A 9792-nucleotide genomic window follows, 5' to 3' on the forward strand; every position below is an offset into this window, starting at 1 on the left:
GGGTGCTCGGAACGCACTACTTTGCCGCGGAGAGGTAAGGCGCTCCTGCCGCTGATCGGTCCAGGGGGGAGTCAACCAGGAACCTGAAGCCGGCCTCGCCGAGTCGAGGCTGGGGGAAGGGTTCGTCCCAAAATCCGCCGCTGAAGTGGCCGATCTGTCCCACCTGTCCCGAACTCGCGAGTATTTCCCAGAATCGCTCCCCGCCGACAGGAAGGGCTGGTTCAGTAAGACCGCCGCCTACCTCGGCAACGCGGGTCGCGACCTCGCTGTCGAGATCGGAGCGACCGCGATCAACCGGCAGATGGGGATGTGACAGGTCGGCCGCGTCTCAATTTCTGCGGCTGGTGTCTCAAAGTCCACCGCTGAAGTCGCGATCTGTCTCACGCCGTCTCGTACTCCCGGGTAAATCTCAAAATGGCTCGCCGTTGACAGACATTGACAGTCGGCGATCACGGGTGCTCGCGCAGGTAGCGGCCGAAGTGCGGGACGGTGAAGGCGACGCGGCCACGTTCGGTGGAGTAGACGAGGCCCTTCTTCAGCAGGGCGTCGCGGGCGGGGGAGAGGGATTGCGGTTGCTTCCCAAGCCATTTCGCGACATCGGAGGTGAGTACGGCGTCGAGTTCCGTGGTCGTCGCCGGGTCGTATGCCTCCGCCTCGCCACTGTCTTTTGGCGCACCGACAGGGTCGCCATCCGCGTCAACGAGCGCCACGGCGGCCATCGCGCGCAGGTAGTCGCGTTCGGCGGGGGTGGCGCGTTCGTAGCGGCTGCCGAAGAAGCCGACGGCCAGCTCGGACTCGGCGCGGGGGACCGCGACGCGGATGTCGTCGGCGGTGATCGGGCTCGCCGGCGCGAGGTCCCAGGCCTCCTTGCCGTAGGCCTGGATGAAGTATGGATAGCCGCCGGTCACGGCATACATCTCCGCGAGTGCGTCGGGCTCGAAGGCCGCGTCCTCCTCGCCCGCCGGCACCGACAGGGCCGCGTCGGCTGCAGCGCGGTCGAGGCGGTCGATGCGGGCATACCGGAAAAGCCTCTCGGAGTAGGACTTTGACGCCGACAGCACCGCTGGTAGGTGAGGGAGGCCGGCCCCGACGACGATGACCGGCAGCGAGCTCTGCGAAATCTCGTGACACGCGGCGCACAGGGCGGAGACGTCCTCCGGCCGCAGATCCTGCATCTCGTCGATGAAGATGCCGATGCCGCGCCCGAGGTCGGCGGCCAGCCCGCCGATGTCGGTGAGCAGTTCGACGAGGTCGATCTCGATGTCGCCAGAGTCCGCGCGGCCGGGCACCGCGGGTGCGTCGATGCCCGGGTTCCACCGGTCGCGCAGCTTGGCGGTGGGGGTGGTCTCGCGCTGGGCGAAGGACTTCACGACGCCCAGGACGTGGTCGACCTGGTCGCTTTGGGTATGCCCGAGCTCCCGGACGGCGACGTGCGCCGCGGCGGCGATCGGGCGCCGGAGGGCCTGATCTGGTCTCGCCTCGAACTTGCCGGTGCCCCAGCCTGCTCGGACGGCTTGACCGCGAAGGGCGTTGAGCAGCACCGTCTTTCCGACGCCGCGCAGGCCGGTCAGGATGAGGGAGCGTTCGGGGCGGCCCTTCGCGACACGCTGCAGCACGATGTCGAATTGGGTCAGCTGCTCATCGCGCCCCGCCAACTCAGGTGGGCGTTGGCCGGCGCCAGGGGCGTAGGGGTTCCTGATCGGGTCCACGATCGGACTCTATGTGTCCTTCTAGCGGAAATCGAAGAGGAATCAAGACAAAGCTATCGGCGTGTCGACATCGCCTACCGTAAGCCGCAGCGAGCAGTCGGCATCCCGGTGCAGCAGAGCACGCGTGCCGCACGCAACAGCTGGCTGCCGGTCGCCGACCCCTCGAAGCGCAGCTCGCACTCGTCGGAACGTCCGGACAGCAGGCGCATGAGGGCTCCTGCGTCCTCGGTGATCTCAGCGATCGGCTCGCCGTCGCCGACGGGCCACACGCCGCCACCTGGCCCGGTGAGGACGAGGTCGATTGCGAGAGAGGTCCATTCGATGTCGAGGTCACGCACGACCTGGCGCACCGCCTCGGGCTCGGCCACGGTGATTGGCCGCCGCGGCCGACCGATGGCACGGGCGATGTCGATGCGATGCATCCACACGTCGCGGATCGAGATGACGTCAACGAAGTTGCTCACGCGCGCGCCGCGAGGCAGGCCGGCGACAGCGGGGCCGGGTATGCCGCGCACCAGCCTCGGCCGGCCCGCTCCCTTCGCCGGGGCCTGGGATGCCCACCGCCGCAGGTCGGCCTCCAACTCGGCCGTCGAGAGGTCCTTGCGTGAGCGGATCTGTGAGGCGCACATGTGGTCGACGAAATCGACCGGGCGGCGCGCGGGGCGCCACCCGGCATATCTCCAGTGCCGCGCCATCGCGACCGGGCGCACAGCGCACTCAGCCGCGCCGGCGAGGTGGGCGAGCATGTCGAGCACGGCCCAGCCGGTGCAGTCGGTCGGGGCCTTCCACTCCTCGGCGGTGAGGCCGTCGACGGCGGCGACCAGGGCGGCATACTCGGCGATGAGCCCGGTGCGTGCCAATTCGGGTCTGCGGCAGGTCGGGGGCGCGGGCGGTCACGGAGGTGGTCATGGGATGCTCCTTGCGGTCGGATCGGCGCCGTAGTGCCGCACGACCATGGTCGCGATGCTGTCGGCATAGCGGCTGACCCGGCCGGTGACGGCGTCCGTCCCTGGTTCGTTGGAAAGCTGTTGGCTGATGACGCCCGCGATGAGAGCGGCGAGGACCTGGGCAACCTCTTCCAGGTCAATATCGTTGCGCAAGAGACCGATCAGCTGGGCCTGCCCAAGCAGACCGGTCGTCGTGGCGATCACGTCGACGGCTGCCGCGAACGCGCCGGGCGACGGCTGCCAATTGGGTATCGGCCGCCAGAACATCACGATCGCATCGGTGGCTCGCCCGCGCCGCTCCTCGACCTTGCCCACGCCACCCAATTCTCCTAATGCCATTAGGAAAGTTCCTGGGCAAAACGACGCGTAAGCGGGCGCGTGTGATGTGGGCGAACACGCCGGCGGCCACCATCCGGTCGGTGCCGCTGAGGTTCGGCACGGATGATCGGGAGTCGTCCGCGACCCAGGCCTGACGCTGGGCCCTGCGCTCAGGACGTGCCTTGGGCAGCGACGACGATCGCCGACGCCCCGCACCCGCTCAGGTCTCCGATGAGCCGTCAGCGCAGCCCCGAAGCGAAGAGGGCCAGCGCCGAGGCGCCGACGATCAGCACCATCGCCGTGAGACCGAGGACTTCGCGAACGGCGTCGCCCTCCCCGGCGAACATCTCCCGGCGTCGGTTGTGCCGCAAGTGCATCAGCCCGAGACCGGCACCGACACCGAGCACGACCGGGATGATGGCGGCCGGTCCGTGCACCGGCAGCCAGCGCAGGAAGAGCCCGGTCACGGTCATCACGGCCAGCAGGGTCCGGCCCCAGGACAGGTCGAGCCGTTCCCGCGCCAGTCCGGTGTCGTCAGCCCAGATATCTCGCGGGATCGGCGTCTGGCGTTCGCTCACGGTTTCAACCGCGCACCGCGATCGAGGCGGCTAGCACCAGCGCGGCCAGTGTCACGCCCGCGGCGAGGACCAGGGCAACGGGGTTGAGTGGCAACGGTTTCCCCTGCCGCATCGCCCGCTCCAGGGTCACCCAGCGATAGCAGGAGGCGGCGGCGAGCAGCATACCCAGACACACCAGGGCCAGCGCCAGCCCGCGGCGGGCGACGAAGGACAGCGCGGTCCCGGCGAAGGCCTCGATCGCCACCCCACCACCGATCAGCGTGAGCGCCGTGCGGATCCACGCGAGAAAGGTGCGCTCGTTGGCGAGGCTGTACCGCGGATCCGGTTCGTTCCCCGGGCCGAGCACGCGCCGTTCGAAACGACCCTCGCGACCCTCGCCGGACGTGTCGGGCTGCGTGCTCACCGGATCACCCTCCGTCAGCGCGCGTCGGTGCGCACCGCGATCAGGTGGCGGACCACGCCGGGGATCCACCCGATCTCCGTGCGCATCCATCGGGCGGCGACGAGGTTGGTGGGGACGACGATGAAGTCGCCCTCCTTCTGATCCGCCAGCGCGAGGTCGGTGCCGAAGACGTCGGTGACGATGCGCCAGCGCAAGTCGGTGGTGCGGGCCAGGTGCTCGCCGATCCCGATCGCATACTTCTCGACGATGAGGTCGTGATCGGGACGTTTGCCCTTGCGCGTGCCGTGCCACTCGGCATACTCCCGGTCGTATGCCGCACCGAGCGCATCGAGGTCGTCGACCGAAACTCCCGCTGCCGCAAGGGCAGCTAGGCCGGCGTCGATGCGCGCCTGCTCGTTGGCGCCGATCTGGCGGTCACGCGGGCGCAGGGGACCCATTCCGGCGTCGTCGATCATCGACTCGTCCGCCGTGGGGAATCGCGACGTGTCGGCGGCCGCAGCCTCCGCCACCTCGTCAGCCGAACCCTTGCCGCGTCCGAACCACGCCATGGCCCAAAGCCTAGGGTGTGTCCGCCCTCGTGGCGCGGCAATCGGTGGTCGTCATCCGACGGCCTTCCTCACCAGCGCGGTGACCTTCTTCTCGACGGCGTCATTCCACGTCGTGACGGCGAAGGACGTCGGCCACATGTCGCCGTCATCGAGAGCCGCGTTGTCCTGGAACCCGAGCGTGCAATAGCGCGTCCCGAACTTCGCGGCGTTCTGCAGGAAGACCAGCGGCTTGCCGTCGCGGGCGTAGGCCGGCATGCCGTACCAGGTCTTCGCCGCGAGGTCGGGCGCGATCTTGCTCATCAGCGCGTGCAGCCGCTCGGCGATGACCCGGTCCTCCGCCGGCATCTCGGCGATCTTGTCCAGCAGGCTCTGCAACTCGTCGGCCTTCTTCTTGCCGCCCTTATCGGCCTTGAGTTCAGCGGCACGCTCCTTCATCGCCGCGCGTTCCTCGGCGGTGAAGCCGCCTTCTTTCGTCGCCTTGGAGGTTGCCATGCCACTCACCCTGCCTGCTGCAGACGGATCAGGTTGCCGGCAGGATCGCGAAAAGCGCAGTCGCGCAACCCATACGGCTGATCGATCGGTTCCTGGACGACGTCGACGCCTTTGGCCTGGATCTCGTTGAAGGCGGCGTCGACGTCCGGTGTGGCGAGGTTGACGCCGGCGTAGTTGCCCTTGGCCATGAGTTCGGAGATCGTGCGCTTCTCGTCCTCGCTGATGCTCGGATCGCACACCGGCGGCTGCAGCACGATGGCCGTGTCCGGCTGGCCGGCCGGGCCGACGGTGATCCAGCGCCAGGTGCCCTGGCCGACGTCGGCGCGCACCTCGAAGCCGAGCACATCGCGATAGAACGCGACCGACTCGTCCGGGTCGATGTGGGGAAGGAAGCTCTGGTGAATGGTGATGTCCATGACGATCACGCTAGGGGCCACAACCCGGGCGGCGCTTCTTGATTCCTGACCGGTTTCGTGACCCGCTTCGCGACACAGGGCGGTATGCCGTGGGCCTCCACCCCATTCGCCGCCACCTCCTCCGCCTGGTCGCGATAAGCGCTCGGCGGCATACCCACGAGCTCCGAGAAGCGGGTCGAGAAGGTGCCGAGGGAGGAGAAGCCCACGGCGAAACAGACATCGGTGACACTCAGGTCGCCGCGACGCAAGAGCGCCATCGCCCGCTCGATCCGCCGGGTCATCAGATAGCTGTACAGCGCCTCCCCGAACGCGGCCTTGAACTGCCGACTCAAGTGTCCCGCAGACATATTCGCGCCACGGGCCAGCGCCTCGACGTCGAGGGGCTGCGCGTAGTCGCGGTCGATCCGGTCCCGCACGCGACGCAATTGCGCGAGATCCTTCAGACGCTGCTGGTCCGCGGTGGCCACGATGAGGGTCTGTCGCGAGATGGTCAGGGCGTGGTCAGCCGGCTGGCCCGGCGCACGAAGCCGGCGAGATCCGCACTCTGCTTCAGCCGCGACTCCTCGTGCACATACATCATGTGTCCGGCGTCGTAGTAGCACTTCTCGATGTTCGCCCGCAGGTGCTCGGGCAGCCGCAGCAAGGCCAGGACCTGCTCCGCGGCGGCCGGCGGCGTGGCACCGTCATAGACGCCGAAGGCCACGTGCACGAGCAGGTGCGGGTTCTTGCGCATTGCCCGCTCCAGCTGCGGGCTGACATCGATCGGCCGGCCTTCGAACTCCTTGAAGGACCACGGATGAACCTCTTCGGCAAGCCGTTGGTAGGGAAGGTCGTTGACGTAGTCGAGCTCATCCCGGATGTAGTGGTTGAAGGCGGCCGTGTAGGCGCCGTCGGAGGCGTCGAAGAAGGGATCGGCATCCATCTCCTCGGCGATCGCGCTCGCGGCCGGCCCGGTGAAACGGGAGTCCAGCCGCCCGACCGTCAGCCGCTGATCGCGGAGCAATTCGCCGAAGTAGCGCCAGTGCTCGATCCGCAAGTCCGCACGGTCGACATAGTCCTCACTCAGCCCTGCGAGCCGCGCGATGGTGACAACCGCCTCCGCCCGCTCCTTCGCCGGCAACCGCGCACCTTGCGAGAGCACATAGGGGTAGTCGCGGTCGGCATACGCCTGCGCCTCCGCCACAACGGAATCGCGCGAGCGTCGCCCGTGCTTGCCGTGCAGGTGCGCCGTGGCCGCATAGAAGGGCAAGTAGAGGGCGTGGGCCCGGTCGTTGCGCTGTTTCTCGAAGTCGATCGACGCGAGGTCGAGGACGGAGGAGATCAGCACCAGGCCGTTGAGCATCATCCCGTACCGACTTTGGAGGTGCTCGGTCAAGGCCGTCCCGCGCAGCGTGCCATAGGACTCACCGATGACGAATTTCGGTGACAGCCAACGCTTCTCACGGGTCACCCACAAGTTGATCAGTTGGCCGATCGATTCGACATCCTTGGTGAAGCCGTGATACTCGCCTGCCTTGCCGCCCTCGACGGCGCGCGAATAGCCGGTCGACACCGGGTCGATGAAGACCAGGTCGCACTCTGTCAGCAGGCTCTGCGGGTTGTCCGCCAGGCCGTATGGCGGCGGCGCGAGGTCGCCGACATCGCCCATCAGCACGCGCCTGGGCCCGAGCAGGCCCATGTGCAACCAGATGCTCGCGCTCCCCGGGCCGCCGTTGAAGACGAACGCGATCGGGCGCGTGGTCGGGTCGGTCTCGTCGAGCGTGTAGGCCGTCACGAACATCTCGGCCCGCGGCTTCAGGCCACGAAAGACACCGTCCTCGGTCACCTCGTCGCGCAGCACGATGCGCCCCGCGCGGGCGGTGTAGTGCAGGCTCTTCCGCCCCACCTTGAGGGTATGCCGCGTGGTCACCAGATCGTCGCGCGGCGCCACCGGCTTGGTCTTGGCCTGCGTCGTCGTGGTGACCGTCGTGGTCACCTCGCCCGGTGCCTCGAGCGCCTCCGGCCCATCGCCGGCCACCGCCGGCGGGGGCGCCTGAGCGGGGGCGTCGGAAGGAGTGTCGTCGGCCATGGAGAGAACCTATCCACCCTCCGCGGGCTATTTGAGGAACTTCGAGGTGCGCCGGTCGGCCAGCGGCTTGCCACCGGTCTGGCAGGTGGCGCAGTACTGCAGCGAGGAGTCGGCGAACGACACCTCCCGCACGACATCGCCGCACTCCGGGCAGACCTCCCCGGTGCGCCCGTGCACCCGCATCCCCGCCCGTTTTGCGTCCTTCACTTCCGCGGCCGGCTTGCCGGAGGCCGCGGAGACCGCAGCGGCCAGGGTTTCGCGCATCGCCTCATACAGCCGGGCCACCGCGTCCGCGTCGAGCGATCCGGCGATCGCGAAGGGCGACATCTTCGCCACGTGCAGGATCTCGTCGGAGTAGGCGTTGCCGATGCCGGCGATGATGCCCTGGTCGCGCAACACCCCTTTGATCTGGGCCCGGCGCCCGTGCAGGATCGCCGTGAACTCCTGCTCGGTGAAACCGGGATCCAGCGGATCCGGACCGAGCGACGCGATGCCCGGCACCTGCTCCGGCGAGCCGACCACATACGCCGCCAGTCGCTTCTTCGTCCCGGCCTCGGTCAGGTCGAAACCCGACCCGTCGTCCAGCCGCACCCGCAGGGCGATCGGCGACTTGCCCGGCCGGATCACGGTGGCGGGCAACGCATCCGACCATCGCAGCCAGCCGGCCCGAGCGAGATGGAAAATGAGATGCGTTCCGCCGCAATCCATGTCGATGAACTTGCCGAAGCGCGACACCGCGTCCACCGGCGCGCCGACCAGGGCCTCCGGTGGCGGGTTGAAGGTCTTCAGCACGGTGATCGAGCCGACCTCCACCCCAACGACGGCCAAATCCTTTGTGCGGGAACGCAAGAACTCGACCAGGGCCTCGACCTCGGGAAGCTCGGGCATCGGTCACTCCTCCACGACGACATCGCTGGGGATGGGCAGCCGGCCCAGGGCGACCTTGAGCAGCCGGAGCAGCCCGTAGCCGTCGCTGGCCCGGCAGATCGGCACGGTGTCGAGCTTGCGGCGCGCCGACCCCAGCTCGTCCTGCGCCAGCGGGGTGAAGTGCGAGAGCAACTGCTCGGTCGCCGACAGGCGCCGGATCGCGATAGCGCGCACCCGCTCGGGCCGCTGCTCGGCGAACTCGCCGTAGATGGCCGGGTCGTGCTGGCCGTCGTCCCCGACCAGCACCCACTCGATCGACGGCAGTTCGCGGGCGAGGCGATGCAGGCAGGCCCGCTTGTGGTCGCGGCCGGAGCGGAACCACCCGGTGTTGGTCGGTCCCCAGTCCGTCATCAGCAGGGGCCCGGCGGGAAAGCCCTTGTCCCGCAGGAAGCGCGTCAGGGGCGGCACGACATTCCACGCGCCCGTCGAGACATACACGATGGGCGCTCCCGGATGCTCCTCGAGCAATTCGCGGTACATCGTCGCCATGCCCGGCACCGCGGTCCGTCCGCCTTCGTTGACGAGGAAGGTGTTCCACGCGGCGATCATCGGCCGCGGCAGCATCGTGCGGATGACGGTGTCGTCGATATCGCTGACGATGCCGAAGGTGACGTCGTCGGCGACGATGCGCACGTGCGCCTCCGCCTCCTGGGTCCCTGGGGCGGTGATCCGCACCGGTTGCCAGCCGGGCGGCATACCGTGATCGGTGACCGTGACGTCAAGCAGGCCCGAGCGATCCGTGCGCGTGTGCACCGTCCGCTCACCCACGGTGACACTGACCGGCACATTCACCGCGGGAGCGCTGACGAAGGAACGCCAGCCGCGCCGCCCGCTGAACGCGCGCGAGCGGACCAGCTCCGAGACCTCGTCCGGCTCCGTCGCATCCGGTCTCTTGCTCAGCAGCAGCCGGGCCAGCACCCGCGCCTGCGTCGCACTGCCGTATCCGGGATAGGGCACCACCTGCGCGCCCCAGCCGCGCCGCGTCAGCAGGCCGGCCTTCGCGCGGTTCCAGCGATCCTCGACGATCGCCGCGGCGTGGGGCTTGGCCATGCCGCTCAGCGTAATAGAGGCTGGTCCGGTGCCTCCCCCCGAACATCCCCTCGCCGCGATCCTGCGCGATGCCGCCGCCGGCCGCTGGCCCGCCGACGACGGCGGCTGGAGCCACCTGCCGGGGTGGTATGCCGGTGTCGGCGCCATCGTCGCGCTGACCGGACACGCCTTCGTCTGCTCCGACCGGCAGCTGGACCGCGACCGGCTGGACGCATTGGGCTGCAACGGATTCGGGGGCGCCACATTGCCGCAGGTGGTGCTGGCGGTCGCCGGTCGGCGCGGCTGGGTCGACTGCCTCGACGCCCTGCTCGTGGGCACGGGCCGCGGCCGCGAGCC

General features: G+C 68.8%; 13 protein-coding genes and 1 pseudogene. 2 read left to right on the plus strand and 12 right to left on the minus strand.

What is annotated here, in order from left to right:
* Positions 1–145 precede the first annotated feature (145 nt).
* A complete protein-coding gene (locus BN11_RS22290; protein WP_157043905.1) occupies positions 146–313 on the plus strand; it encodes a hypothetical protein in 168 nt (55 codons plus the stop codon).
* 136 nt (positions 314–449) lie between these two features.
* Here the strand turns inward: BN11_RS22290 and BN11_RS00635 are convergent, their stop codons facing one another.
* The 12 genes from BN11_RS00635 to BN11_RS00690 form a co-directional block, all read right to left on the minus strand.
* Positions 450–1709 (minus strand): ATP-binding protein, encoded by a 1260-nt coding sequence (locus BN11_RS00635; RefSeq protein ID WP_048693125.1) that lies wholly within the window; start codon positions 1707–1709, stop codon positions 450–452.
* Between the two features lie 74 nt (positions 1710–1783).
* A complete protein-coding gene (locus tag BN11_RS00640) occupies positions 1784–2569 on the minus strand; it encodes a maleylpyruvate isomerase family mycothiol-dependent enzyme (RefSeq protein WP_048693127.1) in 786 nt (261 codons plus the stop codon).
* Between the two features lie 45 nt (positions 2570–2614).
* Positions 2615–2971, minus strand: a complete 357-nt coding sequence (locus tag BN11_RS00645) for a hypothetical protein (RefSeq protein ID WP_048693130.1) — start codon at positions 2969–2971, stop codon at positions 2615–2617.
* A 242-nt stretch (positions 2972–3213) separates the two neighbouring features.
* Entirely contained in the window at positions 3214–3552 is a 339-nt protein-coding gene (locus BN11_RS00650) for a DUF202 domain-containing protein (RefSeq protein ID WP_048693133.1), read from the minus strand.
* Positions 3553–3556: 4 nt separating this feature from the next.
* Complete coding sequence (locus BN11_RS00655) at positions 3557–3955, minus strand: YidH family protein (RefSeq protein ID WP_048693135.1); 399 nt, start codon at positions 3953–3955, stop codon at positions 3557–3559.
* Between the two features lie 14 nt (positions 3956–3969).
* Positions 3970–4503 carry a DUF3806 domain-containing protein gene (locus BN11_RS00660; RefSeq protein ID WP_048693138.1) on the minus strand — a complete coding sequence of 178 codons (534 nt, stop codon included), beginning with the start codon at positions 4501–4503 and terminating at the stop codon, positions 3970–3972.
* A gap of 51 nt (positions 4504–4554) precedes the next feature.
* Positions 4555–4995: an iron chaperone gene (locus BN11_RS00665; RefSeq protein ID WP_048693141.1), complete on the minus strand. Its 441-nt coding sequence runs from the start codon at positions 4993–4995 to the stop codon at positions 4555–4557.
* Between the two features lie 5 nt (positions 4996–5000).
* Positions 5001–5411 (minus strand): VOC family protein, encoded by a 411-nt coding sequence (locus BN11_RS00670; RefSeq protein WP_048700519.1) that lies wholly within the window; start codon positions 5409–5411, stop codon positions 5001–5003.
* Between the two features lie 5 nt (positions 5412–5416).
* On the minus strand, positions 5417–5878 hold the full coding sequence (locus BN11_RS00675; RefSeq protein WP_048693143.1) for a helix-turn-helix transcriptional regulator: 462 nt from the start codon (positions 5876–5878) through the stop codon (positions 5417–5419).
* Between the two features lie 23 nt (positions 5879–5901).
* Positions 5902–7479, minus strand: a complete 1578-nt coding sequence (locus BN11_RS00680) for a S10 family peptidase (protein WP_157043906.1) — start codon at positions 7477–7479, stop codon at positions 5902–5904.
* 27 nt (positions 7480–7506) lie between these two features.
* Positions 7507–8367: an Fpg/Nei family DNA glycosylase gene (locus BN11_RS00685; RefSeq protein WP_048693146.1), complete on the minus strand. Its 861-nt coding sequence runs from the start codon at positions 8365–8367 to the stop codon at positions 7507–7509.
* A 3-nt stretch (positions 8368–8370) separates the two neighbouring features.
* Positions 8371–9456 carry an App1 family protein gene (locus BN11_RS00690; protein WP_048693149.1) on the minus strand — a complete coding sequence of 362 codons (1086 nt, stop codon included), beginning with the start codon at positions 9454–9456 and terminating at the stop codon, positions 8371–8373.
* 28 nt (positions 9457–9484) lie between these two features.
* Between BN11_RS00690 and BN11_RS23305 the strand changes: the two are divergent.
* Positions 9485–9792 (plus strand): annotated as a pseudogene (locus tag BN11_RS23305) (N-acetyltransferase); the annotation flags it as partial.

It is taken from the genome of Nostocoides australiense Ben110 (genome assembly GCF_001050535.1).
Classification (GTDB): domain Bacteria; phylum Actinomycetota; class Actinomycetes; order Actinomycetales; family Dermatophilaceae; genus Nostocoides_A; species Nostocoides_A australiense.

Excerpts from the sequence above, each read along its gene's own strand:
- BN11_RS00670 (WP_048700519.1), bottom strand. The coding sequence starts at position 5,411 with ATGGACATCACCATTCACCAGAGCTTCCTTCCCCACATCGACCCGGAC.
- BN11_RS00680 (WP_157043906.1), bottom strand. The coding sequence starts at position 7,479 with ATGGCCGACGACACTCCTTCCGACGCCCCCGCTCAGGCGCCCCCGCCG.
- BN11_RS00685 (WP_048693146.1), bottom strand. The coding sequence starts at position 8,367 with ATGCCCGAGCTTCCCGAGGTCGAGGCCCTGGTCGAGTTCTTGCGTTCC.
- BN11_RS00660 (WP_048693138.1), bottom strand. The coding sequence starts at position 4,503 with ATGGCGTGGTTCGGACGCGGCAAGGGTTCGGCTGACGAGGTGGCGGAG.
- BN11_RS00690 (WP_048693149.1), bottom strand. The coding sequence starts at position 9,456 with ATGGCCAAGCCCCACGCCGCGGCGATCGTCGAGGATCGCTGGAACCGC.
- BN11_RS00665 (WP_048693141.1), bottom strand. The coding sequence starts at position 4,995 with ATGGCAACCTCCAAGGCGACGAAAGAAGGCGGCTTCACCGCCGAGGAA.